This is a genomic window from Bradyrhizobium sp. USDA 3311, from assembly GCF_054062495.1.
Window position 1 is genome coordinate 316,180 of record NZ_JBSSFI010000001.1, and the last position, 24,288, is coordinate 340,467.

A 24,288-nucleotide genomic window follows, 5' to 3' on the forward strand; every position below is an offset into this window, starting at 1 on the left:
CGGCGACGTTGCGGCCATTCAATTTCACACCGTCAGCCCACGATCCTGATCTTGGCAGGATCCGAGAAATCGCCGGTTGCGATCTGCTTTTGTGCAATCGTGATGGGCCCGCGGTCATAGTAAGGCGCAGCCTCAAGGCGGGCCGTCAGCAGCCTCTGCTCATGCAGGAAGTCGAGAACCCTTTGACTTTCCACTATTTCTGCATCGGAGACGGCAAAATCGAGCGATTTGACGTCCTTGACCGGCGCGCGCAGGTAACGATCGGCATCGGTTGCCGCCCGCAACAGGCTGGCGTCCAGCCGGGACGTCTGCGCAAACCATTCGTCAGCCTGGGTAAGATTGTTCGACGTCCACCATACTGCCAAAGTCCATGCCTTGAGAAAACGGATTGCCGCCTCTTCTCCATTGCGAGCGAGCCAGGGTCCGCTCAATGCTTGAATGCCGGAGGCACCTTTTGGATCGCGCCACAGCTCCCTGCCGATCTTCTGCTGCAACAATCTTTCGTAGGTCGGATCCCACGTCGTGACGGCATCGACAAGCCCGCTCTTCAAGGACTCGGCCTGCTCGGCAATATCTTGGTTGATGATCGTGATATCCTTGAACGGCTCCTTGATCCCGGCCGCGACCACCGCCTGAATGCTTCGGGGCAACACGGTGGTTCCGAAGGGCCCTGACAGTTTCACTCCTTTCAAGTCGACAAGCGTTGTGCCCTTGAAGTCGTTGCGGACGACGATACCGAAGCGCTGATCATGCGTCCGGTGCAGCACCTTGGAGCCCGGGATGCGGGAGATTGCGCGCAAGGTGGGCGCGTCCGCGGCATAGATGTTGTCGATGCTGCCAGCGACGGCCGCTTCACCCAGCGGTCCGCCAAAGGTGAAGGTCTTGAACTCGGCCTCTATTCCGTTGAGTTCGAGAATGTTCGTATGGCGCAACGCCTCGAAGATTTGACCACCGCCGGCCCACAGGCTCTGATAGCCAAGCGTGATCCTGCTCAACGGTTTGCTCTGGGCGCTGACGATTGCCGGTCTCGGGAAGCCTGTGGCAAGGCCGCCAATGGCGGTGCCCGCGCCGATCAGGAACGTTCTGCGTCTCATGAGATCACCTCATCCAATGGTTTAAAGAAATTCAATCGGGCAGCCGCCGGTGCAACGAAAGTCGACGCTCGATAAGCAACATCAAGCTGTTCATGGCAAATCCAATCAAGCCGATCACGAGCATGCCTGCGAGAACCTTCTCGGTCTCGATCGTGGTCCGCGCGAGCTGGATCATGTAGCCAAGGCCTGAAGTCGCCGAGACCAATTCGGCAGCGATGACGCAAGTCCAACCGGTGCCGAGCCCTATGCGCATTCCGGTGAGGATATGCGGTAGCGTCGCCGGCAGCAGGACCTGGCGGATGAACAATCCGCGCGGCGCACCGAAGCAACGAGCGACGCGGACGTAGACATCCGAAAGTGAGCGAGCACCATCGTAGGTACTGGTGAAGATTGGAAAGAACGCGCCGAGCGCGATCAGGAACCAGGCGGGTCGATCGCCGAGGCCGAACCACAGAATCGCAATCGGAATCCATGCAATGACGGAGATCGGACGAATGACCTCGATCAGCGGAAGCACGTAGCGGGCCAGCACCGATAAACGCCCTAGAAGAAGGCCGAGCCCAACCCCTACGACAGTTGCGATCGAAAAGCCGACCAGGACCCTGAGGATGCTGGCAGAGACGTCGCGCCACAACATGCCGGCGCGCGCGAGATCTAGCACCGCGGCCCCGATCGCGGAGGGCGGCGGGAACAGGTTTGCGTTGATCATCGCGGACCGCACACCGATCTGCCACAGGACGGGCAGCACCAGCAGCGGCACGAAATACTTCACTTGCGCCAAGGGGAACGTGGCCGGCTTGGTTTTGACGAGATCAGTGAGGGCGCTGCCTCGCTCCTGCGAGCGAGCGCCGGCCTGCAACAGCGACATCAATGACGCTCCGCTGTCGGAGTGACCCGACCCAGCAAATCCAGCACCTCGTGCTTGATATCGAGGAATACGGAATCCCGGACGCGGATCTCAGGCGCTCGTGGGCGTGGGATCGCTATGTCAACGACGGAGTGGATGCGCCCGGGCCGAGATCCCATCACGACCACCCGATCGCTCAGGAACACGGCTTCCTCGACATTGTGCGTGATCAGAACGAAGGTCTTGTGGGCGCGAGACCAAATGGCGAGCAGTTCCTCCTGAAGCCGGTCGCGTGTCAGCGAATCTAGAGCCGCAAATGGCTCGTCCATCAAGACGACGTCAGGGTCCGGAGCCAGGGCTCTTGCGATGCTGACCCGCTGCCGCATACCCCCTGACAATTGAGACGGATACGCCTTGTCGAATCCATCCAGGCCGACGAGCGAAATGAAGTGACGGACACGAGTGTCTCGCTCGGTTGCGGATAATTTCTCCGCACCCAATCCAAAGGCGATGTTGTCGGCAACGCTTAGCCAGGGAAATAGTGCATAATCCTGAAACATCATCGTGCGATCGGGGCCGGGGCCGGCGATTTCGGCCCCCTCTTTGAGCACGCGTCCGGACGTCGGCTTGACGAAGCCGGCGACGAGGTTCAGGAGGGTCGTCTTTCCGCAACCGGACGGACCAATAATCGACAAGAATTCGCTGGCTTGTATCTCGAGGTCTACCTCTTGAAGCGCCGGAAACAGCTTCCCGTCGCTCTTCTCGAAATGCTTAGAGACAGATTGTAGGGCGAACATCCGATCGGCTTGTTTGATTTCGAACCAGGATAGCCATTATCCATCCAGACCCGCGAGAGGTGTTTTCAATTTTCGCCCATAACGTATGACGTCCATGCTGAACCGTGACGGCGAGGAAGCATGAACGCACTTGTTCTCGACAGCGAAGGTGAGATTGATCGATGCCGGAGTGTGCCAGCGCACCTTCTCTGGACAAGGGTTGGTATCCTCCGGACCTTAGTCAGCAGTGCAGCCAATGTGTTTCCAGGAGAACCTGTCAAACCAACCGCGTTGTTTGGTGATTGCACTCGGACCGGCTCGCGCGCGAGCCTGCCATCTTTACTTTTATTGATTTTCCTGATGTTCATGCAACAAGCTGCATCGTCAGCAACGGAGTGATCATGCCCTCTCAAATTGAGTCTCAGGACGGCTCGAACGAAATGAAGACTGTTTCGAGACGTATTCGCAACGGAAATGAACGCGCTTGGACGGCCATTGAACGGCATAAATTGCGAGGGTTAATTGATCAAGGGCAGCCAGTGAGCAGGGTCGCGCGAATTCTCAGACGACCGTTGACCTCCGTCACAGAGATGGCGAGCAGCCTCGGGTTGCTCTTGGAGCGCGAATAGGCGCGCTCCAACGCGTTGAGGCCAACTGCTTGCCGCAACGATGGCGTTAGCGGCGATAGCGAGCTATGGCTCGTAGAAGATGCAGATTTTCGGAAGTGGCACTTGCTCTGGAAACAACGGGGGTACCGATAACAATTAAGAGTCGAGTGGTAGCACGGAGACAACTGTCGTCGATGGCTCACAGAAGCGCCCCGTCAAGACCGGTCCATCGGTGAGACTCTCCTGGAAGAAGGTCTCACGCGATGATGCAGCGGATCGCGGCCGCAGCACCTCGGGAAATTCGGCTGAACTCATGATGTCGCCGTCGTCGACATAAAGCACATTTGGATCGACATTTACGGCCGGATATCGGCTTGAGAGCAACTCAGCTTGCGCCCAATGCGCGGTGGCACGGCGGCCATCGAGCAATCCGGCGGCAGCAAGGATGAACACGCCGGAGCAAATCGAGGCGATCCGCACACCTCGTTGATGTGCACGGCGCAGCGTGTCGAGCAATGTCACGGACGGAATGTGCTCGATATGCGACCACCCCGGCACGATGATCGTGTTCGCCAGCGCCAGCGTCCTCAGACCGTCGTCGGCAACAATTCTGATGCCGTTATTGGCAGCAAGCGGCCGTCGCGGATGCTCGCTGCAAACGACAAGGCGATACCAGTCAATGCCCATATCTGTCAGGCCGAAAACTTCCACCGCCAGTCCGAGCTCGAAAGCGTTGACGCCGTCATAGGCGAGCACGGCGACAAACTGCTCCCGCCTTGGCGGTCGTGGTTTCTGACGTGTGGCGCGCGTGCGCAGGTTTGGCATAATCTTAACGTTAGGTGGCATCCGAGCCACTGGTCAACCCGGCCTCGCCTGGCGCAACTTTGACCAAGATGGAGGACATGGTGATCATTTGAGTAGCGACTTGTGAATTTCCCCGATCGTCGCGACGGCGCGACAGCGATGTGGAGCCGGCTCGAACGTGAGCTCGCCAAGGCCCCGGTTGATCTGCTCGTTCTTCCCGAGTTGGCAGGCGTCGACAGTTTTTGGGAAAGCCCGCTCTTCAGCGAGGTCGTTTGGCGTCAGGCCGTCGCCACGCATGCCAAGATCTCAGATGAGCTGAAGCGCCTGACGGCAAAGCGTATCCTCGGGACGCGGGCTGTCGAGGTGGACACACGGCGCTGGAACGAGACCTTTCTCTGGAAGCCGGAGAGCGGTCTGGTCAGGGGCAGGCCCAAGGCGTGGCTGCCGCAGCAGGAGAGGGGCTGGGAAGCAACCTGGTTCGATCGCGGCCCACAGAATGTACTTCCCGTGCGGGACGACAACCTCTGCTTCGCCGAACTGGTTTGCACGGAGCTCATGGTGAGCACCGCGGCGCGCCGTCTCGGGCAGGCGGGGGTTCAGTTGATTGCCGCGCCGCGGGCCACCGGCGGCCATCCGCGTTGGGAAGTGGCGACGCGGATGGCGGCGATTGCAGCCGGCGCGTTCGTGGTGACGGCGAACCGGCGCGGCGGCAGCTTTGCCGGCGGAAGCTGGATCGTGGCGCCTGATGGAGACATCCTTGCGCACACGAGCGAGGACAATCCCATCATCAGCCTTGAAGTCGATCTGGCCGCGGCCGATGCGGCCAAACAGACCTATCCGCGCAATGTCAGGGATTGACCAGATTGAGGAGACCTCGCCGATGCTGGAGGCGCCGACCTATCTCACTTCTGCCGAGGAGTTACGGCCACCCTATCTTCCGCCGTCGGCATTGATGCGCGCCAAGCAGCTCGACCGGCTGGATCGACATTGCTGCAACTTTATCGCGCATGCGCCGCTTGTCATCATTGGCTCGTCGCATCCCGAGCGCGGCCATGATGTCAGCCCCCGCGGCGACGCGCCGAGTTTTGTGCATATCTTCGATCCTCATCATCTGGCGATCCCGGACCGGCCCGGCAACAATCACCTCGATACGATGGAGAATTTGCTCGTCAACCCGGCGATCGGCCTGCTGTTCGCTATTCCGGGCATCGAGGAATTGCTGCGGGTCAATGGCACCGCGCGTCTCACGCGCTCCGAGGTCCTCCTCCAATTGAGGTCGGTCGGCGGCAAGGCGCCAAAGCTCGCGATCGTCGTGACCGTCACGGAGACGTTCCTTCATTGTACCAAGGCTCTCAAGCGCAGCCGTCTCTGGCGGGATGACTATCGGCTGGATCGCCAAACTGCCGTCGCTCGGACAGATGATTTCCGATCAGACCATGCCTGCCGATCTCACCGTCAAGGACATCGAGGCGCGAATCGAAACCGACGCCAAAAAGACTCTCTATTAGCGAACGAGGAATGACGGATGAAGCTGCAACTCCTTCGAAACGCAACATTGAAGCTGAATCTCGGTGGACGCACGATACTCATCGATCCGGTTTCGCGCCGAAGCACAGCCGCCCTTCTATTGCGGGACGCTCGCCAAATCCGCTGGTTGAGCTCCCCGTGAGCACCGACCAAGCCCTCGACGGCGTCGAGCTGGTTATCGTCTCGCATCTGCATTCCGATCGCTGCGCTTTGGCCGCAGCGTGATCGCGGAAGCGCGCCGCCGGATGAGACGACGGCAGGCGCGCTTGGCTCACGCGACAGCCGTTCTGATCGACAGCCCCGCCCCGCGTGTGGGCCCGCCGGCTCAGAACTCTCCTCCAGGAGATCCAGTCTCTACCTGCTTTCCTCCGTTGCCGCTTTGCAATGGCGCTCCATCCCGACCTACTGATGGACATGTGGAAATGTGTAGCGATCGGCGAGATAGCGGAGTATTCGCTGCGATGAGTCGATGAACCGCCAGCCATTTGCGACATCCGCATCGTCGGGTACCGGACGGGTGTGATCGAAGACGAGAATTGGAAGCGATTGGTGCTGCTCTCCGAGAAGTTCCACGATCTCGGCTCTCGGTCGCGCGAATGACAGGCGATGCACCTCAATCTGCGTTGCCAGCCCCGGAAACGATGCCAGCAAGCCTTCGATCGCGTTGCAGTGCGGGCAGACGAAGAACCGCCCCGGCTGTGCCGGATCTTCAAATCCTGGCTTCAACAGGAAGAGGCGATCTTTGCTCATTACCGGTCTCCGAAATGCCCATCACCACACCTGCGTGATTCGCGCCGAGGGTCTGCGACACTCGATTGTGCTGGCGCGGTCGATTTCGTCCCATTGTGCGCCACACATCGTAGCGCCGGATCGTAAGTGCAAATGATCCTCAGTCAATGAAATGGAAGGAGCGTTGTTTTGGCTGAATTGTACTGACCGCTTCGCGTGCCAGCGTCGATCTAGAAGGATCATCATCCAGTCGGCCATAACCGCTTCATGCTCAGTCACGCCGCCCTTGCCTGCAGGTGCCGCACGCGAGGAATCACATGCTCGGCAAAGCGCCGCATGTTCTCGTCGACCGGCTGGAACTGAAGCATGAAGAGCTCGACGCCGATATTGTTGAATTCGAGAGGCGCGCCACGTGTCATAGCTACCGACGAGCCGCGCGGAGGTCCCTCCGTTCGTTCTACCCTTGCCTCCTTGGCCGCCCTCTTGAACATCTGTGCATCGGGGTCGGCGTTGGCGACGACGCGCGCCCGGGCCGGCTTGTCCTGGTCGGCAATCGTGAACAGCTCGACGAGCTTCCTCTGGGCTTCCGCGTCGGTCTCGCGCGCGATCACGGACATGCCGAAGCGAATCGGCACGCCGCGGCGCGGCCTTCGCGCGACGTCCTGGATCAGCGAGCGAATGTCGTCGAGCGGCTGCCCATTCATGAAATAGACATCGGCAGCGTCTGCCGCGAGTGCGCGCGCAGCCTCGGACTCTCCGCCAAGATAGATCGTGGGACGCGAGCGGAATCTATCACCCGGACGGAGCTGATAGGACTAAGCCACCACGAGGAGGTTTCCATTCCCCCTGCACGTCCACGACCTGGGAACAACAAATCGCAATGGTTCAGCTTGGTGAACGCGTAGGTCACAGAAACGCTCACGCCGGCGGCGAACGTGTCGGGGATAGCGCGGCCCCTGGGGCTCGGTCCATGCAGTCGCCGTTCAACTTCCCTGGGCGACTTCTTTTGGCTTGGATGGTCCGTGTTCCTCGGTGTCGGGCAGCCGCTCAGGGAGTTGCCGACGCCGGAGGGGCGAATTGTGATCGCTCTTTTTGGCGTCAACGATCCGCTATGGGCCGGCTCCCATCTGATCGGTCCGATCCTCGACCATAGTCACGAAGATGTGCGATTCTTCTCCGGCGCTGCCGATCTGTAACCGTCGAGCACAGATCACTCGCTGCCCGCGAACGGGGCTATCGATCGAATCGATAATGGGTTCGAGTTGCTGCTTCTGGGCAAGCAACTGCTGGTCACGCCGTTCGATCAGGTCGGCCGCCTCCGGGGAGAACAATTCGCGCGCGGTCCTGCCGACGATTTCGGCCCGCGACATGCCGATGATCTTCTCGGCGGCCTTGTTGACGAAAAGGTAACGCAAGGTGCGCGCGTCCTTGGCGATGATGCCTTCGTTAACGTTCTCGACGATGGTGGCCAGAAACCGCTCGGTCCTCTCCAACATGCGCTGGCCATGACGCAGGTCTGTGACGTCCTCCTGCACGGACACCAAACCGCCGCCATCCATCGGACGCTCGTAGATCTCGATCGTGCGGCCGTCATTTAGCGCGATCTCGTAGGCTGTCGGCTCGCGCCGGGCGATGCGATCGAGAAACGCGGTGAGATACTCGGCGATGTCGCCGCTGAAAAGTCCGTTCTTGACACGATGCTGCAGGATTTTCTCCAGCGTGGAGCCAGCCCTGATCGTCTCAGGCAGATTGTAGATCCGCCGATAGTTGTTGTTCATCGCGATGACATTGGCCCTGCCGTCGAGCATGATGAGGCCTTGGGGCATGCTGTTGATCGCCGCCGACAATTGCCACCTCTTGGCCTGGTACTTATGGTTGAACTTGTCGCGCTGGGTCATGGCGGCGTCGCGTTGCCGCGCCGTGTTGAACTCGAGCTGCTCCAGCTCCAAAATCTTTTGCACGGCATCGCGGAAGCGCTGCACGGTGCGGGCCAGATAACCGATCTCGTCGTTCCGCATCAGATGCGGCACCTCGCTCTTGATGTCTCCTGCGGCGATCCGGTCGGTTGCTTGTGTGATATCGGAGAGCCGGCCGATCACAGAGTCGCGCATGACGAGGACGTTGATCGCGGCAAGGACCAGCGCCGCGAGGCCAAGCATGAACAGGTACCAGGCCGCATAGCGGTTCTCGTCAGCAAGCTGATCGGCTTCGCGGGCTTGCTTGTCGTAGGATCGCTGCAGTGCCTCGAGGTCAGCATTGAGATTGCTGCGCACCGTGCGATTGGCGTCGTTATCGCCCCATTCACGAGCCGCGGCCGGACTGATCTCGAGCCCCCGCCGCACCAGTTCCTGCCGAAAGTCGATGAATTGCATCACTCGCTGTTTGAATGCCGCGAACAGCTCGAGATCGTCGGGTTGGACAGTCTGTTCCCAGCGCACCATCACCGCCGTGAGCTCGCTGTTGCGCTTGACCAGCTCTCCCGCGAATTGCTTCACTTTCGCCGGTTCGGTGGACATGTAGATCCCACGCGATTCCATCACGATCGCGTAGATCAGGGCGTTGACGCGCCCGATATTGACGGCGGCCGCGGCCGAATCGGCCTGCATGTGCCGATAGTTCCCCTGTAGGCGCACGGACTGGATCGACATCACCAGCAGAAATAATGTGACGATCGTCAAAAATCCGGCGATGGAATAGATTTTGTCGGCCACGCTCAGGCTATCGGAGCCACGCACAAAGCGAAGAAACCTTTGCAGCGTCTTGGTCGCAGTCCGCGCCCAAAGGCCCGCCGTCGCAGCGTTCATGATGCACCTATTCGGTCGAGAATGGCCGACAATAGGCTCGGCGGGGCTAGCGGAGACTTAACGGCCTCGCCTCGGCTTATCTTTCGAAGCGCGCCAGAGCCTTCCCGTCGCCAGCGGTTTTGAGGAGGCCAGCGCTTCGCTACGCGGGCCGTACAAGAGCGTTCCTCTCGGTACGGACCGTACAAGAGCGTTCCTCTCGGTAGGCAAAGTCTACAGCGACCGTTACCGACGATCGGCTTCGGACCGTGCTCGGCGATGATATCGCTATCTGGTCCTTGACCGCGGAAAGCCCGCACAACGATATCATGCGCCGTCCCGAGGATTTGGTGGAGTTCAAGCGCCACCTTCGGCGTCTATTCGACCAGATCAAGGCTGTTCATGGAGAGAATGCGTTCATCAACGTCTTTCCCGCATTGCCGAACTCAGCTTCTATCGAGGTTGGGCGTGTTCGGATGCCGAAAGCCGATCTGCCCTTGCGCATCTATGATCAGAATCGGTCGGTCGGCGGCTTCATTCCGACCTTGAAGATCACGAGCTAGCCCGCGGCAGAAATATCCGGAAGCGCCGGTTACGCGGTCATAGGACTGGTCAGCCGGTCCCAGTCCCAACCTTAGATGCGAGAGGTGCGTGAAGGCGCCATTGACGAAGGCGCTGCCGGAGCTCTGTATTGCTCGGCATCGAGCGTGCTCCAGGCACGCCGCTCAACGGATTAGATCCGCCCGCGCGAAGTCCTGCTCGCGCAGCGCATGAAATCTTGACGCTCTGGCATCTCTTGCTCGGCCAGTCGCTGGAGCCTGCAGCCGTCAGCTGACGACTCTAGAACCTATCTCAAAATTGTCGAAACAGGATCAGCAGGCAAGCGAGCTGGACGAAGCCGAGGAAGTTTTGCGGATAGAACTCCCAGCGGACCAGCAGGCGCCGCCGCCACTGTATCCAGGCGAAGAAGCGTTCGACCAGCCAACGCCGAGTATAACGACGGAGCCTGCGGCCGTCCTGGGTGAGCGACCTCACTCGGTTTGAACGATGTGGCGCGATCATCTCGATGCCTTGTGACCGCAGTTCAACGTCGAGCGCATCGCTGTCATAGGCGCGGTCGCCGATCAGGTTCTCTGGCTTGGCCTCGATCATGTAGAAGTCGAAGCAGAGCTGTACCAAGCGCACTTCGTGATGGTTCGCGGCATGCGTGCTCACTGAAAGCGGCAAACCGTGGCGATCCACAATCGCCATGATTTTTAAGCCCTTTCCGCGCCTCGTTGGGCCGATCTCTGCACCGCCGCCTTTGGCCATCGCAAAGGTCGCGTCGATGAAACACTCCTCTTCGTCGAGCAAGCCCTTCTCGCGAAGTTCGTTGGCGATATCGGTCAGAACGCGTCGCAACACTTCATTGCGACACCAGTTCTGAAAGCGACGATGTACGGTCTTATAGTTCGGATAGCACTGCGGCAGCATGTGCCACTGCGCGCCCGTGTTCAAAATCCAAAGAGCGGCTTCGAGAACCTGACGCGTCGCAATCGGCTTCCGGCCCGGCCGGCCGTCGGCAATGTGCTCTTCCGGAAAGTGTTTCCGGATGCGCTCCCATTGCTCGTCCGTCAGCCGAATCATCTTTCCTTTATAGCCGATCGACGCTGATCTTCAATTTTGAGATAGGTTCTAGCTAGAATCTAGCCGAGGCGCCGTTCTGGCAGATCGCCGATCTTCACTCGATGGCTCAACCCTCCAGTGGAGACGACGTAGCCGCAACGATCTTGCCGCCATAGAGATCGGCGAAAGACATGGTACGAGCCTCCGCGAATCCGAACTCTTTTTCAACGGCAGGCCGCACCGAAGTCACGACCGGCTCGAAGACGCAGCCACGTAGCACCGGTGTGACTTCAATCTTGATCTGGACATTCTGCGCGCGAACCACCAGTTTGACGATCGCGCCCTCCTTACGGGTCTCATGGACCTGCGCACCGGGGATCTTGTCTTTTACTTTGGCTGCGATGCGCTGCATGGCCGCATCGATGTCGGCGAGGGATTCGGGTCTCGGCGCTACAGGAACATAAGTCAGATCGATATCGACGGACAGACGCGGCATATCGCGGACGAACAGATTGATTGCAGTGCCCCCTTTCAGGGCGAAACACTTCTCTTCGGTGACGAACGGGAGAACGCGCAGCAACAGCGCGACCTGCTTTTTGTAGATGTCATCGAACGCCATTGAGATCTTCCGGTACCGTTATCTGATAGGTCGGGTCGAGAACGCCACCTTTGATGAGCATGCGCTTGCCGTGGCCCAGATCGACAGCCTCCTTGTTGAGCCGCTTGAGCCAGGCATGGTTGTGGCGATCGGCAAAATAGAAGAAGAGACGCTTGACCTTCACGCTCGCACAATCGTTCAGGAGCTTCTGCAAGCGGTCCGGCCGAAGGTTCGCAAGACCACCGAGCAGGGCGTCGACCTGTTCGAAACTTTCGTTGTTGGGCAATTCGTCAAGCAGTTCGAAGACGGCGCGCTCGGGCGTGGACAAGGTCAGAGGCCAGTCCCATTGCCCCCAGTTCAGTTGAGCTACGTCGCCTCCCCGAAAGGCCGTGATGTCTGTCATCTTGCCGGTTTCGACATTCCAGCGGACGCTGCTTATGCTCTTCGCGACGGGGTCGTTTTTGAAGAGCCGTCTATCATTGTGGTAGATGAATTTGACGGATAGCGGCAACTTACTGAGCCAGGATGGTGGCGGCTTGGGTCCGTAAAGATGGACGCGGGTCGTCGATTGCGGGAGATAGTGGGCATACCCTTGCAATTCGAGCGCCGTCCGTCCGCCCACGACGAGTGGGGAATAATTCAGAATGCCTTGGAGGGATATGACGACTTGTTGCCAGCTTAGTTTGTAACGCGGCCGCCGGAAGACCCCTCGGGCTGGCTGTTCAAGCCAACCACGTTGCACATACAGATGCTGGAGTTGGGTGGAGTAGCCGTGCCGCTTGAGCCAGGCAGAATCGACCACTAGCCCCTCAGGTAGGAGCTTGTCGAGCTGGTTTAAGAGTTGTCCCCTTTGTCTATCCATAGTTGATATATCGACATATCTTCAAACCATTTGCAAGTTTGAAAAACTCCCATAAAATCAAGCAATACTAGATTAAAATAGCATTTCTTAAACCAGGTCCCCTTCCCCGCGCCATCCTCCGCAAGTTCCAGTCGCATGAACTGTGATTTCGCGAATTTGTCCCACAGCGAGTTTGAGGATTTGCGCCGCGACCTCATAGGCCGCGAAATCGGAAAGCACTTCGAGGCTTTTCCGGAGGGGCCGGATAACGGGATCGACGGTCGACACGCGCCGACGGCACGATCACCCTGCAGGCCAAGCATTATCACCGTCCCGGGTTCGCGGCCCTGAAATGCAAAATGGCGAGCGATGGCAGTCGATCGATCGGCTGCAGGGATAGCTTCGACGGGCACGAATGCACGTCCGGCGTGAGACCAGTAACTACTTGGAGGCGGGCGGCGAGCAAAGTGCGGTTGAGAAGGCCGGCGACAATGGGCTTGCCGAGGGGGCCCGGATCAGCTTCGAGCTCAAGACAGGCCCCTCGGGCAAGGTGTCCGCTGAAGCGCTGCAAATGGATGATTCCGCACGCGCCGCCTGAGGTACGGGGAAGACAATCTCGCTGCACTGTGAGTTTCGGCGGAGTGAATGTGTACCGAAAGATTAAGGAATCCACGCCCAGGCTTGCAATCTACTTAGCGAGCAACCGCAGTTGAAACATCTGAATCAATGTTGACTGTTGCGGTGAATTCAGCGCCTGAGCCTGCGCCTCGCTGAAGGAAGCGCACCTGCGAGCTTTCTAGCGCCACATCGTCGGCGCGCTATTCAACGCTGTCAGGCCAACTTGCTTGAGAACGTTGACGGACGTCTCTCCTCGGGTCGCGGCTTCCAGGATTTTGGAGGCGACGTGTGTTCTGGCGCCGGTCTCATGAAGCGAAAGATCCTTGCAAACTTCATCCAGAACCGCGCGCAGAAGGGTGGTGGTTTCGGAGTCGAACATGCGAGGTCTCCTCCAATCCGACAATGACCTTAGCGGAACTCGCGTGTGGCGAGATACAACTACGTTAATAGAATTGCCATCGTGCAGAGGATTTAGCGGCTCACCTTCCTTGTTACGCGATCATAAGGCGGGCGGGCTTCGCGCCATCGAACTTGTAGCTGAGGCGACTGGGGCGCCTGCGCTACAGGACCGCATCATCCAGAACGGTTCGAAGTCGGATTCGGAAAGCGGCGCGTGACGCTGAGCCCAGCGTTCGCGGGGCCCAGCGCCCAATAGCGCGGCGCATTTCGGCCTATTCTCCGCCCTCGTAGAACAGCTCGAGCGGCAGGCCGACCAGCGCCTTACCGATCCAGTCCCGAGCAATCACGTTTGATGGTCCCATGGCGATGGCTGCCCGCGCGTCACGGAAGGCGCGCTCGATCGGGCCGCGGTGGTAACCGTAACCTCCCGTGACCGTGAGTGCTGCTGCTGCGACCTTATTCGCAACCTCGGCTGCATGGACCTTGAACTCGGTCAGAGGGATTAGGATCTCGCTCTGCGGCTTACCGGCCCGCCAGAGCTCATCCAGCCTTGCCGCGAGCTCCAGGCGCCACGGCCGCAAGGTCTCGACCAACACCTTGGCCGCACCGAGCTCCTGCCGGATCGCTTGATAGTCGGACAGACTCTTGTTTCGGTCCCTGTGAACGAAACTCGTGGCGTGCTTGACGGCTGCGTTCAACGCGCCGCGGGCCACGCCTTCCCAAACCGCACCGAGGCCGATCAGATAGACCGGGGATACGCCATCATATATGATCTCCTTCCCCTGCCCCTCAGTGCCGAGCCGGTCACGCTGCGGCACCCGTACGTTGCTGTAGCGGATCGGGCCCGAGTGATTGCCGCGAACACCGAGCGCATCCCAAGGCTTGGAGTCGATGCCCTCAGACTTGCCGTCGACAATGAAGAAGACGATGTCGGTCTGGTCCTTGGCGCCTGGGGTGCGCGTCTGCACGACATAGAAGTCGGCCTGGCCGGAGCTTGTCGTGAACGACTTTTCGGCGTTGAGAAGATAATTGTCGCCGTCGCGCGATGCCTCGGAGAGATTATACCACCAGTGTCCACCAGTCGCACGTTCGCTGGTCGAGTATGTCCCAAGCAAAGCGCCATTGTTGGCCTTGAGCCAACGCTCCTTCTGGTCATCGTTACCAAACAGATTGATCGTCTGAGCCGCGCCGACATGCATGACGTAGACGAGGCCGGTCGACGCATCGGACTGTCCGATGCGGTAAGCGGCTTCGGCAAAATCGACATGCCCAAGACCAAGGCCACCGAAGCGTGTTTCGTTCAGCACGCCGGTCCAGCCGGCTTCCGCCAATGCCCTCAGATTCTCTCTTGGAAAACGGCTTTCGAGATCATTGCGATCGGCATTGACCTTTACGGTGGCGTCGATCGCGGCATCCAGCCGGGAATAGATGTCAGAATCGATCTTGCGCGCCAGATTGTCGTTAGCCATTGGTCATTCTCCCCTGTGTTCGTCAAAGTGTGGCAGCGGCATGGATAAGCGGTTTATCGGCGACGTCGGTTTGCGGTGAACCGCCGAGGTAAAGGGCCCTGATGTCGTCGCGGCTGCGCAATTCGACTGACGCACCGGACAGCACGCTGCGGCCGCTCTCAAGCACGACGGCATGGTCGGCAAAGCGCAGCGCAACCGTCGAATTCTGTTCCGCGACCAGGATTGAGAGCCCCTGCTCGCTATTAAGCTGCTTCAGCGCTCGGAAAATGCCTTCGACGACGAGCGGCGCGAGCCCCATCGACGGCTCGTCGAGCACCAGGAGTCGTGGCCGCGACATCAATGCGCGACCGATCGCCGTCATTTGCTGCTCGCCGCCCGATGTGAGCCCCGAGGTCGACTTGCGATGATCCTTCAGTCGTGGGAAGAGCTCATAGATTTCGTCAAGATCGGCACGGATCACGCGAGACCTTGCGTCTCGGCCAATAGCACCGGTGATAAGGTTCTCTTCCACGGTCAGCGAGGGGAAGCAATGCCGGCCTTCGAGCACGGGAACGATCCCGGCCCGGACCAGCTTCGCGGGCGATGTGGATACGATGTCGCGGCCGTCGAAAAGAATGCGCCCGGCGGCCACTTGGCCACGCCGAGCCGGCAGCAGCGCCGAGATCGCCTGGAGCGTCGTCGACTTGCCGGCTCCGTTGGCGCCGAGCACGGCGACGATTTCGCCACGTCGAACCGCAAACGATACGTCGTTTACGGCGCGAATGGCGTGGTTGTAGGTTGCCGCCAACGCTTCGACCGAAAGCAGAACGTCACTCATGCCCGGATTCACCCCGTCTGAAAACTGCGGGAGCCGAGGCTCCCGCAGTAACCTAAGCGTTGCCTTGCGCTACTGGCTCACCGGTTCATCGCCGGAGCTACGAATCTTGATGTTGTGCTCCTTCGCATAGGCGGCGGACGACTTCTCGATGATGGGCCGCAGGGAGGCCCAATCCGGCGCAATCCAGTCCGAGACCACCTTCCATTTGCTGCCATCCCACTGCTGGAACGTGACGCGGCCATCCCCTTCGTGATTGTCCCAGGTGACGTTGATCGAATGGAACAGGCCCTTCGCGCCCAGCGCCTCCACCCGCGCCGGATCGAGCGCTAGGTGGTCAAAGCCCCAGCGGACCTCGTCACCTGTCAAGGTACGCTTGCCGAACTTTGCCTGCGCAATCCGGACAGCTTCCACATTGAGGATACCGTTCACGATTCCGAGGTTGTGATAGACGCTGCCGATGCGCTTCTTGTCGTCGAGATTGCCTTTGTTCGCGCCATAGACGGTCTTGATCACCTCCTGGAGCACCGGATATTCGGCGCCGGAGGTCTGGGTCGTGATCGCGATATACCCCTTGGCGGCGTCACCGGCGGGAATGACATCCTCCTCGGAGTTGGACCAAACGTTGCCGATGATGTGGTCGGCGGGGAAACCGACCTTCTGCGCGGTCTTGAGCGCCACCGGATTCATCACGCCCCAGCCGCGCAACACCACGTAGTCCGGCTTTGCCCGGCGGATCGAGAGCCATTGCGACTGCTGCTCATTGCCCGGGTGCGGGACCTCGATCTGTTCCACCTCAAAGCCGTATTTGTCTGCCAGGAGCTTGTAGATCGGGATCGTCTCCTTGCCATACGGCGAGCCATGATAGAGCACGACGATCTTTTTCCTCTTGAGCTTTTCCGCGCCTCCTTCCCTGGAGGCAATGTAGTTCACGATGCCGGACGTCTCGCTGTAGGGATTGAGCAGCAGCGGAAAGACGTAAGGGAACACGCGGCCATCGGTCGAATCAGTACGACCATGGTTGACGGTGATCAGTGGCACCCTGTCCTTGGTGATGCGGTCGATCATGGCGTAAGCGATGCCAACCGAAAGCGGATTCCACGCCGCAATCCCGGGACGGCTCTTCAGCCGCTCATAGACTTCGATGCCGCGTTCCACCTCGTACTGCGTCTCACCTTCATCCCAGGAGAGCTTGACGCCATTGACGCCGCCATCGCGGATGTTGATGAGGTTGAGATAGTCGATGAAGCCGCCAAAGAACCCGGTACCGCCGGCGGCGTAGGGACCAACGCGATAGCTCTGCAGCGGGAAGAACTGTTCGTCGGCGTGCACCGCCAACGTACTAGCGAGGCCTACGGCGAGCGCCGCGCCCATAGTCACTTTCAAACGTCTGAAGATGTTCATTACAAGCTCCTTTGGGGTAAGCAACTCTCAAGTCGGGATCGCGGGGCGCCTGGCGGTCCGGATGGCGGCCCAGGCGCGGTCCCACAGCGCGATCAGCCCGCGCGGCTCTGCGATCAGAAAAGCAATGATGAGCGCTCCGATCACGATGCGCTGACTCATCTCGAGAACACCCGAATCGAACACGTTGCCGAGCAACGCGGCGCCGATCCGCGACAGCAGGAGCGGGAACACGACGATGAAGGCGGCGCCGATGAAGGAGCCGCGCAGCGAGGCAAGGCCCCCAATGATGATGATGAACAGGATCTGGAAAGATCGATCCAGATTGAATCCGGCCGGCTCGACCGTGCGCAAATATGCGAATGCCCAGAGCACGCCAGCAACACCGATGAGGAAGGACGAAAGGGCAAAGGCGAGCAGCTTGGTGCGCAAGAGCGGTACGCCGATCACCTTGGCCGCGATCTCATGGTCGCGCACCGCGATGAAGTTGCGGCCGGATTGAGAACGCAACAATCGCAGCGTCAGCAGGGTCAAAACGACCACGATCGTCAGCGAGAAAACGTAACGTTCCGCGGGGCTCGTGAACGTAATGCTGCCGATACTGAGAATCGGCGCGTCGATTACCCCGGATGGATTGTCGTTGGAGAACCAGCTGAACTTGGTCAGCGCCCACTGTACGAAGAACTGCGCGGCGAGCGTCGATACCGCGAGATAGAACCCGCGCAGCCGCAGGCTCGGTAGCCCAAATATGATGCCGATGACCGCTGCGACACCCCCGGCCAGCACCAGGTCGATGAGCAGCGGCAATGTGGGGATGCGAAGATGAAGATTATAGGCGGCGTAGGCGCCGACAGCGAGGAAGGCGGCCGAGCCGAGCGAGACCTGACCGGCATAACCGGTCAGGACGTTGAGCCCCACGGCCGCAAGTGACAGCGCCAGGAACGGCGTGAGCACGGCGTCGAGCAGATAGTCCGTCCCCGCGAGTGGAACGATGCCGTAGGCGGCCACAATCACCAGGCCGATCCACAGCACCTTACCGGAGACCCAGCGCGATTTAGCAGGAGTGAGGGCCAGCATGACTTACACCCTCTCCACCAGCTTCTGCCCGAACAGGCCCGATGGCCGGATCAGCAGGAGCGCCAGTGCCGCGACATAGGCGGCCCAGGCCTCAATGCCGCCGCCAAAGAACGGTCCTACATAGACCTCAGCCAGCTTTTCGATTGCGCCCACCAAAAGACCACCGACAATCGCACCGGCGATCGAGTCGAACCCGCCGAGGACCAAGACTGGAAGCGCCTTCAGGACGACGAGCGACAACGAGAACTGCACGCCGAGCCGCGCGCCCCACAGCAGCCCACCGACCAGGGCGACGATCCCCGCCACGGTCCAAACGGCAGCCCAGACCCGTGGCAATCGCAGGCCGACCGCAAGCGCTGCAAATTGATCATCGGCAACGGCGCGAAACGACAGCCCAGTGCGGGTATAGCGAAAGAAGAGTGCAAACAGCGCGACCAGGCTACCCGCGACCGCCGCCGCAAACAGGTCGAAGCGACTGATCAGCACGCCGGCCACCTCGAACGGGGTGTCGCTGATGCCGATGTCGAGGCCATGAACCTGCGTGCCCCACAGAAGCTGGGCTGCGCCTTCGATGACATAGGAAAGCCCGAGGGTCGCCATGAACAGGGTGATCGGCGGTTGGTTGACCAGCGGCCGCAGCACCGCGCGCTCGGTGGCGATGCCCAATACGACCATGATGACCAGCGTCGCTGCCAGTGCGGCAACGAATGGCGCGCCGCGCTCGACGAGGCTGACGAAGGTCAGGGCCGCGAACAAAAGCATCGCGCCTTGTGCGAAGTTAAGAACGCCGGAGGTCTTGTAGATCAGCACGAACCCGATCGCGACAAGGGAGTACATCACTCCCGAAAGCAGGCCACCGATCAGCACCTCAATCAGAAACTGGTAATCGAACATCAGATCGCAAGCTCCGTATCGTCCTCATGTGCGACGCCGAGATAAGCGTCGATCACCGCAGGATCGGCGCGGATTCGGTCGGGCGTGCCGTCGGCGATCTTTCGTCCGTAATCGAGCACGGCCACGCGATCGGACAGGCCCATAACCACGCCGATGTCATGCTCGATCAGGACGATTGCTGCGCCGAAACTATCGCGGGCGTTGCGCACATGCTGCGACAGCTCCCGCTTCTCGGTAAGAGTCACGCCTGCGAACGGCTCGTCCAGCAGCAGGAGCCTCGGCTGAGCAACCAGCGCCCGCGCCAGCTCGACGCGCTTCTGCGCTCCGTAAGGGAGCGTTCCAGCAAGGCGGTCACGAACCTCAGCAAGATGCAGGAAGCCGATTACTTCTTCGGCGACCGCGCTATTCTCCGCCTCGATCCGTCGCGCCAGTGGCGAGCCGACGATCTGCCGCAAAAAACCCGTACGGACGCGATGCGCTAGCCCCATCAGCACATTGTCGAAGACGGAAAGTCCCCTGAAGAGCGCCAGATTCTGGAACGTCCGCGCCACGCCAAGCGCTGCAAGCTTCGACGTCGGCACATCACGAAAGGAGTGCTCGCCAAACCACACCTTCCCGCGGTCGGGCCGGTAAAGCCCAGTGACGATGTTGAGGAGCGAGCTCTTGCCGGCGCCGTTCGGTCCGATCACTGCCAGGATCTCGCCCTGGGCGACTTCCAGATCGACCTCGCGTAGCGCTGCGACGCCGCCGAATGTCAGCGAAATGTTCGCAAGTCCGAGCGCCGGCCCCGCGATCGCTCTGACGGCACGCTCGCTATTGAGCTCTGTCACGTCATCGCGCTCTCGGGACCCTGCACGGATCTGTTCGTCTGCAGGAACCTCCTCCAGACGAAGCACGCCCGCTCCTGTCGCAATCCCCGCCACTTCGCTGTCTCTCCTCAGGCCTATTCGGCGGCCTGAACGCGCACGGGCGTCCTCGCCTCGAGCTCGCGGACCCGCGGGATCACATGCTTGCCGAAATATTCGACCTCCTCCTGGAAGTGCAGGAAGCCGAGCAGGATCAGGTCGGCACCGGCACGCTTGAGCTCAATGATGCGCTCGGCGACTTGTTGCGGCGTGCCGATCAGATTGGAACGAAAGCCATCGTTGTACTGAACGAGATCCTGGAAGGTGGATTTGGCCCAATTGCCCTCGCGCTCGGGGCTGGCATTGCCGGCATTCTGGACCTCATGGTGGAAGCCGCCCACCGCCTCCGGGATCGCCTTATCAAGGATCTCCTGGAGGAGATCCTTGGCCTCCTTTTCTGTCTGCCGAACGATGCTGAATGCGTTGATGCCGATCTTGGTTCGCCAGCTCTTGCCGAACGTCTTTTCCTTGCTCCTGATGTCGTCGACTTGCGTCTTCAGGCCGTCAGGCGTGTTACCGTTCGTAAAATACCAATCGGACACGCGGGCGGCCATGTCGCGGGCCGCACGCGAGGAGCCGCCCTGGAAAATCTCAGGCAGCGGATCGAGCGGCTTCGGCTTGAGCGAATAGTCGTTGAACCGATAAAAGTCGCCCTTGAGCGTGAAACTCTCCTGCGTCCAGATCCCGCGCAACGCGTTGATGAACTCCTCCGAGCGGCGATAACGCTCGTCGTGATCGAGCCAGGGCTCGCCGATCGCATGGAATTCGCCGCGGAACCAGCCCGAGACAACATTGACCGCAACGCGCGCATTGGTGAGCTGGCTGATGGTTGCAATCTGCTTTGCGGCCAATGCTGGATTCCATGGGCCGGGAAGGAGAGCAGCGATCACTTTGAGCTTTTCGGTCGCGGCGAGCAGCGCGTGTGAAAAACTGACCGATTCGTGCTGCTTGTCAGCGCCGTAGCCCGCTGTGAAGCGGATCTGGCTCAGCGCGTAGTCGAAGCCGGCCTTCTCGGCCATCTGGGCGAGCTTGCGATTGTAGTCGATGTCCCAGCTGGTACGTTGCTCGATCGAGGAGATGACGAGGCCGCCGGACACGTTCGGCACCCAGTAAGCAAATTTGATCGGATTGTTGTTCGCAGACATCTTGCTTGTCCCTTGAAAATTGCACGGCAGCGAAATAGCCGGCGGCTTGAGTCCGGCAGCACCATGCGACCACGCCGATCGAGACGAGCGAGTGCGGACGCTGCTGCTCGAGCGGCCTTTTAGGTTGGTGATTTCGAGGAGCTAGAGCGATCTCAGTTCAGATCGCGCTTGCGCATTGAGACGCCACTCAGGAACGACACGAACACAACTTATCGACAAGCTCGCGCATGATCGAATGCATGACCTTGTCAAAGATGTTGTTGCGCATCATCAGCGCTCCTGACTGGCACCATTGCCTGATGACCAATCCTCTCAAAGATTGTTCGACCATGCGAGTCCAAGACGCACTATTTTTCGTCGCGCGGAGATAATCAGCTTCCTTTTTTTTCGCCGCCCACGCATCGTTTGTTGCTGTGCAGGCGTGGCTAATCATCGCATCGCCGCAAAGAAGCCCTTTCAATGGTCGCGGCCGTTTCGGGCGCTACCAGTATGGTACCTTGCACTTGATTCTGCATTCTGCGACTTCGGCGATTTGTTGGAATAGTTTTATTACATTCGCCGGCATCTGAGACCAACTGCACTCCCCGCAAATAGCTGGAGAGCTTGAATTCGCAATTTAGATGAACGGACCACTGTTCTACAGTCGAACATGCAAACACCTTAGCACCCAGCGGAATACTGACGAGCGGCCCACGCACGATCGCACCCACACTGTCCTGCCTCTCAAGGAAGATCCGCTACCCGTCGCGACAACGACCTTTCCAGGAAGATGAAATCGCGCGCCTGCTCGACCATCGGAGCGGATCTTCAGGCCGTTGGGCCAGCCGTCATATTCGGCGACCAAGGACCAGGCTCCATCCGGTGCAATCGGGAAAATGCGGCCGAACGGAACTATCGACGACATAAAGATTGCCGGCGGCATCGAATGCCGGCCCCTCGATGAAGCAATCCACCGGCTTGCCGCCGCGGTTGGCATCGGCCCAGTCCGAGCGAACGCCTGGACGTCGAAACTCCGCCGGCATCGCCGAGAAGACGCGGGTCTCGACGCGCTGTGGCGGTGTGTCGAGATACATCATGGCGTATCGCTCAACGCGCGGCGCGGCTGGCCTTCATACTTGTAGGCAAACTGCTTGGGCATCGGCCCCTTGTTGCGGTCCTTGCGTCCGGTCTGCTCCCAGGCGTGCGCCAGGATGCCGACCGCGCGCGACAGGCAGAACACACCCCGCGCGAGCGGCGGCGCAAAGCCGAGCTCGCCATAGATGCCGGCGGTGGCTCCATCGATGTTCATCGGGATCAGCTTGCCCTTGCGTTGCCGCATCACGCGTTCGATGGCGCGGCCTGCGGCGGCATAGCGCCCAGCGACACAGCCTTCAGCCGTAACCGCATCCACCAGCGCCAGCAGCGGCGCGGCACGCGGATCGACCGGATGAAAGCGGTGGCCGAAGCCCGGCAGATACTTGCCGCGGGTCGCGGTGAAATGATCGATGGCCGCACCTGCCGCGGCGTCGATCTCCTGGATTTCGGTCCGCCGCAACAGGTCGTCATAAAGCTCGACGGCCTGCTCGCCCGCGCCGCCATGGACGTCGTCAAGCGTGTTGATGGCGGAGGCCATCGCGCCGTTCAGCGGCAGGCCGCAGCTCACCGCCATCTGGGCGATCGCGATCGACGGCGCATGCGGGCCGTGATCGACGGACGCAACCAGCGCGGCCTGGAGCAGCCGCTCCTGCGCCACTGAGGGCAGTTCTCCGCGCAGCATCAGCCAGATCATCGCCGGAAACGAGATCCGGCCGATCAGATCCTGGATCGGATAACCCCGATAGGCGATGCAACCGGGAGCGACGTCACAGATCGACGTCCGCCACCACTGCGCGGCTGCGTCTCGCAATGCGGTTTCATCGCTCATGGTGCCCTCCAGTGGTTCGCCCTACCGTTTTGCCTGCAACCGCTCCGCTGGCCACGAGTTCAGCGATGGCCTCTGCGGAATAGCCGAGCCGCTGCAGCCATCGCTCCGTGTCTGCTCCGAGTGTGGGAGGTGGTGACGGCACCGGAAACTCCTCATTTAGCCGGAAGCCCGGCCGCGTGATTCGTAGTGGCTGCGCGCCGGCCTGTTCCGGGGGCAACGTCTCGACGAAGCGGCGGTCGAGCAGCTGCGGCTGCCGCAATATCTGAGCGACCGTCAGCACGCAGCCCGCGGGAACACCGGCCGCATTCATTTGCAGCTCCCATTCTTCAGCGGGCTTGCGGCTCAGCGCCTCGTTCAATTCCGCATTCAGCGCCGCACGGTTTACCTTACGCATCTCGCGCTTTGCGAAGCGTGGATCCGTCTTCAGCTCCGGTCGGCCGATCAGGTCGCATAGGGCTTGGTACTGTTTCTGCTCGTTGGCGGAGATGTTCAACGGGCCTGTTTCCGTGCTGAACGTGCCCGAGGGAGCCGCGGTGAAGTTCTCGTTGCCCATCGGCTGCGGCTCGACGCCGGCGTTCAGGTAGTTGGAGACCACCCATCCCATCGCTGCAACGGTGGCTTCGAGCAGAGACACGTCGATGAAGCGACCACGGCCGGTCCGCCGCTGTTCGACCAGAGCCGCGCTAATGGCAAAGGCGGCCGTGAGCCCCGCAATCGTGTCCGAGATCGGAAAGCCGGTACGCAGCGGCGCCGAGGCTGTATCACCGGTGACGCTCATGGCGCCAGAGAGAGCCTGGACGATCTGATCATAGGCCGGACGGGCCGACCACGGCCCGCTGTGTCCGAAACCGGAGATGGCGCAATAGACGAGAAGCGGGTTGTGCTTGCAGAGCACGTCAAAGCCGAGACCAAGCCGCTCCATCACCTTCGGCCGGAAGTTTTCGAGCACCACGTCGGCTTCAGTGACGAGCCGCAACAACACCTCGCGGCCTGATTCCGACTTCAAGTCCAGCGCCACCGATTGCTTGCCAGCATTCACGGCGACAAAGGAGAGGCCCTGCAAGCGCTCCGCCCTTTGCGGATCGGAGCCGAGGCGCCGCGCCAGGTCGCCGCCGTTCGGATTTTCGATCTTGATCACCTCGGCACCGAGACGCGAGAGATGATAGCCGCAGAACGGACCAGCCAGCACGTTGGAGAGGTCGAGGACGCGGATGCCAGTGAGCGGCAGAGACATTCCAATCCCCCTTACTTCAGCTGCTGTGCGGCGTGCTCGGCGAAGCGGTTGGTGAAGGTCTTGGCGAGATCGATCCTGGCGGCCGCAATCTTGGGGTCGTAGTCGCTGAGGACCGCGAGCGGCACCTTGGCGGCCAGCGCCGCTACGCTGTCCGCGATTTAGCGAAACTGCTGTCCCGTTTTTGCGAAATATGCACCATCCCATACCTCCGTCCAAGCCG

24 protein-coding genes and 3 pseudogenes are annotated in these 24,288 nt (G+C 60.4%); 5 read left to right on the top strand and 22 right to left on the bottom strand.

The genetic code is table 11. The annotated features are described in order from the left end of the window. Positions 1-32: 32 nt before the first annotated feature. From ACVWW6_RS01540 to ACVWW6_RS01555, 4 genes are all read right to left on the bottom strand, one after another. On the bottom strand, positions 33-1,094 hold the full coding sequence (locus ACVWW6_RS01540) for an ABC transporter substrate-binding protein (RefSeq protein ID WP_456679983.1): 1,062 nt from the start codon (positions 1,092-1,094) through the stop codon (positions 33-35). Positions 1,095-1,125: 31 nt separating this feature from the next. Continuing rightward, entirely contained in the window at positions 1,126-1,962 is an 837-nt protein-coding gene (locus ACVWW6_RS01545) for an ABC transporter permease (RefSeq protein ID WP_456679984.1), read from the bottom strand. Next, positions 1,962-2,738, bottom strand: a complete 777-nt coding sequence (locus ACVWW6_RS01550; protein ID WP_456679985.1) for an ABC transporter ATP-binding protein — start codon at positions 2,736-2,738, stop codon at positions 1,962-1,964. The genes ACVWW6_RS01545 and ACVWW6_RS01550 overlap by 1 nt, the downstream gene beginning before the upstream one ends. A 743-nt stretch (positions 2,739-3,481) precedes the next feature. Then, complete coding sequence (locus ACVWW6_RS01555; protein WP_456679986.1) at positions 3,482-4,081, bottom strand: DJ-1/PfpI family protein; 600 nt, start codon at positions 4,079-4,081, stop codon at positions 3,482-3,484. A gap of 171 nt (positions 4,082-4,252) precedes the next feature. Here ACVWW6_RS01555 and ACVWW6_RS01560 point away from each other — a divergent pair, with 171 nt between their 5' ends. From ACVWW6_RS01560 to ACVWW6_RS01570, 3 genes are read left to right on the top strand one after another with little or no spacing between them, the layout of a single operon-like run. Then, positions 4,253-4,987, top strand: coding sequence for a carbon-nitrogen hydrolase family protein (locus ACVWW6_RS01560; protein WP_456679987.1), 735 nt, complete (start codon positions 4,253-4,255; stop codon positions 4,985-4,987). 22 nt (positions 4,988-5,009) lie between these two features. Further along, positions 5,010-5,651 carry an MSMEG_1061 family FMN-dependent PPOX-type flavoprotein gene (locus ACVWW6_RS01565; RefSeq protein WP_456679988.1) on the top strand — a complete coding sequence of 214 codons (642 nt, stop codon included), beginning with the start codon at positions 5,010-5,012 and terminating at the stop codon, positions 5,649-5,651. Next, on the top strand, positions 5,648-5,881 hold the full coding sequence (locus ACVWW6_RS01570; protein ID WP_271575038.1) for a hypothetical protein: 234 nt from the start codon (positions 5,648-5,650) through the stop codon (positions 5,879-5,881). Before ACVWW6_RS01565 ends, ACVWW6_RS01570 begins: the two co-directional genes overlap by 4 nt. A 177-nt stretch (positions 5,882-6,058) precedes the next feature. On the opposite strand, the gene ACVWW6_RS01575 is transcribed toward ACVWW6_RS01570, so the two are convergent. The 3 genes and pseudogenes from ACVWW6_RS01575 to ACVWW6_RS01585 all read right to left on the bottom strand — a co-directional run bounded on the left by ACVWW6_RS01575 (position 6,059) and on the right by ACVWW6_RS01585 (position 9,189). Continuing rightward, positions 6,059-6,406, bottom strand: a complete 348-nt coding sequence (locus ACVWW6_RS01575) for a DUF3088 domain-containing protein (RefSeq protein WP_456679989.1) — start codon at positions 6,404-6,406, stop codon at positions 6,059-6,061. Between the two features lie 254 nt (positions 6,407-6,660). Next, positions 6,661-7,173 (bottom strand): annotated as a pseudogene (locus ACVWW6_RS01580) (LLM class flavin-dependent oxidoreductase); the annotation flags it as partial. A gap of 321 nt (positions 7,174-7,494) precedes the next feature. After that, the gene (locus ACVWW6_RS01585) at positions 7,495-9,189 is read right to left on the bottom strand and encodes a PAS-domain containing protein (RefSeq protein WP_456679990.1); all 1,695 of its coding nucleotides are present in this window, start codon (positions 9,187-9,189) and stop codon (positions 7,495-7,497) included. A gap of 224 nt (positions 9,190-9,413) precedes the next feature. Here ACVWW6_RS01585 and ACVWW6_RS01590 point away from each other — a divergent pair. Continuing rightward, positions 9,414-9,728: pseudogene (locus ACVWW6_RS01590) on the top strand (SAVED domain-containing protein); the annotation flags it as partial. Positions 9,729-10,017: 289 nt separating this feature from the next. Here the strand turns inward: ACVWW6_RS01590 and ACVWW6_RS01595 are convergent. The 3 genes from ACVWW6_RS01595 to ACVWW6_RS01605 all read right to left on the bottom strand — a co-directional run bounded on the left by ACVWW6_RS01595 (position 10,018) and on the right by ACVWW6_RS01605 (position 12,230). Then, positions 10,018-10,791, bottom strand: coding sequence for an IS5 family transposase (locus ACVWW6_RS01595; protein WP_456679991.1), 774 nt, complete (start codon positions 10,789-10,791; stop codon positions 10,018-10,020). Between the two features lie 106 nt (positions 10,792-10,897). Further along, positions 10,898-11,389, bottom strand: coding sequence for a nucleotidyl transferase AbiEii/AbiGii toxin family protein (locus tag ACVWW6_RS01600; RefSeq protein ID WP_456679992.1), 492 nt, complete (start codon positions 11,387-11,389; stop codon positions 10,898-10,900). Continuing rightward, positions 11,376-12,230, bottom strand: a complete 855-nt coding sequence (locus ACVWW6_RS01605; protein ID WP_271565761.1) for a type IV toxin-antitoxin system AbiEi family antitoxin domain-containing protein — start codon at positions 12,228-12,230, stop codon at positions 11,376-11,378. Before ACVWW6_RS01605 ends, ACVWW6_RS01600 begins: the two co-directional genes overlap by 14 nt. A 394-nt stretch (positions 12,231-12,624) precedes the next feature. Here ACVWW6_RS01605 and ACVWW6_RS01610 point away from each other — a divergent pair, with 394 nt between their 5' ends. Continuing rightward, positions 12,625-12,807 (top strand): hypothetical protein, encoded by a 183-nt coding sequence (locus ACVWW6_RS01610; protein WP_456679993.1) that lies wholly within the window; start codon positions 12,625-12,627, stop codon positions 12,805-12,807. Positions 12,808-13,005: 198 nt separating this feature from the next. On the opposite strand, the gene ACVWW6_RS01615 is transcribed toward ACVWW6_RS01610, so the two are convergent. The 12 genes and pseudogenes from ACVWW6_RS01615 to ACVWW6_RS01670 all read right to left on the bottom strand — a co-directional run bounded on the left by ACVWW6_RS01615 (position 13,006) and on the right by ACVWW6_RS01670 (position 24,068). After that, positions 13,006-13,206, bottom strand: a complete 201-nt coding sequence (locus tag ACVWW6_RS01615) for a hypothetical protein (protein ID WP_271565763.1) — start codon at positions 13,204-13,206, stop codon at positions 13,006-13,008. A gap of 292 nt (positions 13,207-13,498) precedes the next feature. Further along, complete coding sequence (locus tag ACVWW6_RS01620) at positions 13,499-14,695, bottom strand: acyl-CoA dehydrogenase family protein (protein ID WP_456679994.1); 1,197 nt, start codon at positions 14,693-14,695, stop codon at positions 13,499-13,501. A gap of 22 nt (positions 14,696-14,717) precedes the next feature. After that, a complete protein-coding gene (locus ACVWW6_RS01625; protein ID WP_271565765.1) occupies positions 14,718-15,512 on the bottom strand; it encodes an ABC transporter ATP-binding protein in 795 nt (264 codons plus the stop codon). A gap of 69 nt (positions 15,513-15,581) precedes the next feature. Then, entirely contained in the window at positions 15,582-16,913 is a 1,332-nt protein-coding gene (locus tag ACVWW6_RS01630) for an ABC transporter substrate-binding protein (protein ID WP_456679995.1), read from the bottom strand. A 27-nt stretch (positions 16,914-16,940) separates the two neighbouring features. Next, positions 16,941-17,987, bottom strand: coding sequence for a branched-chain amino acid ABC transporter permease (locus tag ACVWW6_RS01635; protein WP_456679996.1), 1,047 nt, complete (start codon positions 17,985-17,987; stop codon positions 16,941-16,943). A 3-nt stretch (positions 17,988-17,990) separates the two neighbouring features. After that, positions 17,991-18,881 (bottom strand): branched-chain amino acid ABC transporter permease, encoded by an 891-nt coding sequence (locus ACVWW6_RS01640; RefSeq protein ID WP_456679997.1) that lies wholly within the window; start codon positions 18,879-18,881, stop codon positions 17,991-17,993. Further along, entirely contained in the window at positions 18,881-19,711 is an 831-nt protein-coding gene (locus ACVWW6_RS01645) for an ABC transporter ATP-binding protein (protein ID WP_456679998.1), read from the bottom strand. Before ACVWW6_RS01645 ends, ACVWW6_RS01640 begins: the two co-directional genes overlap by 1 nt. Before the next feature lie 113 nt (positions 19,712-19,824). Next, positions 19,825-20,931, bottom strand: coding sequence for a dimethylsulfone monooxygenase SfnG (gene sfnG / locus ACVWW6_RS01650; protein ID WP_456679999.1), 1,107 nt, complete (start codon positions 20,929-20,931; stop codon positions 19,825-19,827). Positions 20,932-21,118: 187 nt separating this feature from the next. Further along, positions 21,119-21,391, bottom strand: coding sequence for a hypothetical protein (locus tag ACVWW6_RS01655; RefSeq protein WP_456680000.1), 273 nt, complete (start codon positions 21,389-21,391; stop codon positions 21,119-21,121). 327 nt (positions 21,392-21,718) lie between these two features. Beyond that, positions 21,719-22,007, bottom strand: a pseudogene (locus ACVWW6_RS01660) (SMP-30/gluconolactonase/LRE family protein); the annotation flags it as partial. Continuing rightward, positions 22,004-22,834, bottom strand: coding sequence for a citryl-CoA lyase (locus ACVWW6_RS01665; RefSeq protein WP_456680001.1), 831 nt, complete (start codon positions 22,832-22,834; stop codon positions 22,004-22,006). The gene ACVWW6_RS01665 and the pseudogene ACVWW6_RS01660, both read right to left, overlap by 4 nt. Continuing rightward, positions 22,824-24,068 carry a CaiB/BaiF CoA transferase family protein gene (locus tag ACVWW6_RS01670; protein WP_456680002.1) on the bottom strand — a complete coding sequence of 415 codons (1,245 nt, stop codon included), beginning with the start codon at positions 24,066-24,068 and terminating at the stop codon, positions 22,824-22,826. Before ACVWW6_RS01670 ends, ACVWW6_RS01665 begins: the two co-directional genes overlap by 11 nt. Positions 24,069-24,288: the final 220 nt, after the last annotated feature.

Coding starts and splice junctions, on each gene's coding strand:
- ACVWW6_RS01540 (WP_456679983.1), bottom strand. CDS start 1,094: ATGAGACGCAGAACGTTCCTGATCGGCGCGGGCACCGCCATTGGCGGC.
- ACVWW6_RS01545 (WP_456679984.1), bottom strand. CDS start 1,962: ATGTCGCTGTTGCAGGCCGGCGCTCGCTCGCAGGAGCGAGGCAGCGCC.
- ACVWW6_RS01550 (WP_456679985.1), bottom strand. CDS start 2,738: ATGTTCGCCCTACAATCTGTCTCTAAGCATTTCGAGAAGAGCGACGGG.
- ACVWW6_RS01565 (WP_456679988.1), top strand. CDS start 5,010: ATGCTGGAGGCGCCGACCTATCTCACTTCTGCCGAGGAGTTACGGCCA.
- ACVWW6_RS01570 (WP_271575038.1), top strand. CDS start 5,648: ATGACGGATGAAGCTGCAACTCCTTCGAAACGCAACATTGAAGCTGAA.
- ACVWW6_RS01575 (WP_456679989.1), bottom strand. CDS start 6,406: ATGAGCAAAGATCGCCTCTTCCTGTTGAAGCCAGGATTTGAAGATCCG.
- ACVWW6_RS01585 (WP_456679990.1), bottom strand. CDS start 9,189: ATGAACGCTGCGACGGCGGGCCTTTGGGCGCGGACTGCGACCAAGACG.
- ACVWW6_RS01595 (WP_456679991.1), bottom strand. CDS start 10,791: ATGATTCGGCTGACGGACGAGCAATGGGAGCGCATCCGGAAACACTTT.
- ACVWW6_RS01600 (WP_456679992.1), bottom strand. CDS start 11,389: ATGGCGTTCGATGACATCTACAAAAAGCAGGTCGCGCTGTTGCTGCGC.
- ACVWW6_RS01605 (WP_271565761.1), bottom strand. CDS start 12,230: ATGGATAGACAAAGGGGACAACTCTTAAACCAGCTCGACAAGCTCCTA.
- ACVWW6_RS01610 (WP_456679993.1), top strand. CDS start 12,625: ATGCACGTCCGGCGTGAGACCAGTAACTACTTGGAGGCGGGCGGCGAG.
- ACVWW6_RS01615 (WP_271565763.1), bottom strand. CDS start 13,206: ATGTTCGACTCCGAAACCACCACCCTTCTGCGCGCGGTTCTGGATGAA.
- ACVWW6_RS01620 (WP_456679994.1), bottom strand. CDS start 14,695: ATGGCTAACGACAATCTGGCGCGCAAGATCGATTCTGACATCTATTCC.
- ACVWW6_RS01625 (WP_271565765.1), bottom strand. CDS start 15,512: ATGAGTGACGTTCTGCTTTCGGTCGAAGCGTTGGCGGCAACCTACAAC.
- ACVWW6_RS01630 (WP_456679995.1), bottom strand. CDS start 16,913: ATGAACATCTTCAGACGTTTGAAAGTGACTATGGGCGCGGCGCTCGCC.
- ACVWW6_RS01635 (WP_456679996.1), bottom strand. CDS start 17,987: ATGCTGGCCCTCACTCCTGCTAAATCGCGCTGGGTCTCCGGTAAGGTG.
- ACVWW6_RS01640 (WP_456679997.1), bottom strand. CDS start 18,881: ATGTTCGATTACCAGTTTCTGATTGAGGTGCTGATCGGTGGCCTGCTT.
- sfnG (WP_456679999.1), bottom strand. CDS start 20,931: ATGTCTGCGAACAACAATCCGATCAAATTTGCTTACTGGGTGCCGAAC.
- ACVWW6_RS01665 (WP_456680001.1), bottom strand. CDS start 22,834: ATGAGCGATGAAACCGCATTGCGAGACGCAGCCGCGCAGTGGTGGCGG.
- ACVWW6_RS01670 (WP_456680002.1), bottom strand. CDS start 24,068: ATGTCTCTGCCGCTCACTGGCATCCGCGTCCTCGACCTCTCCAACGTG.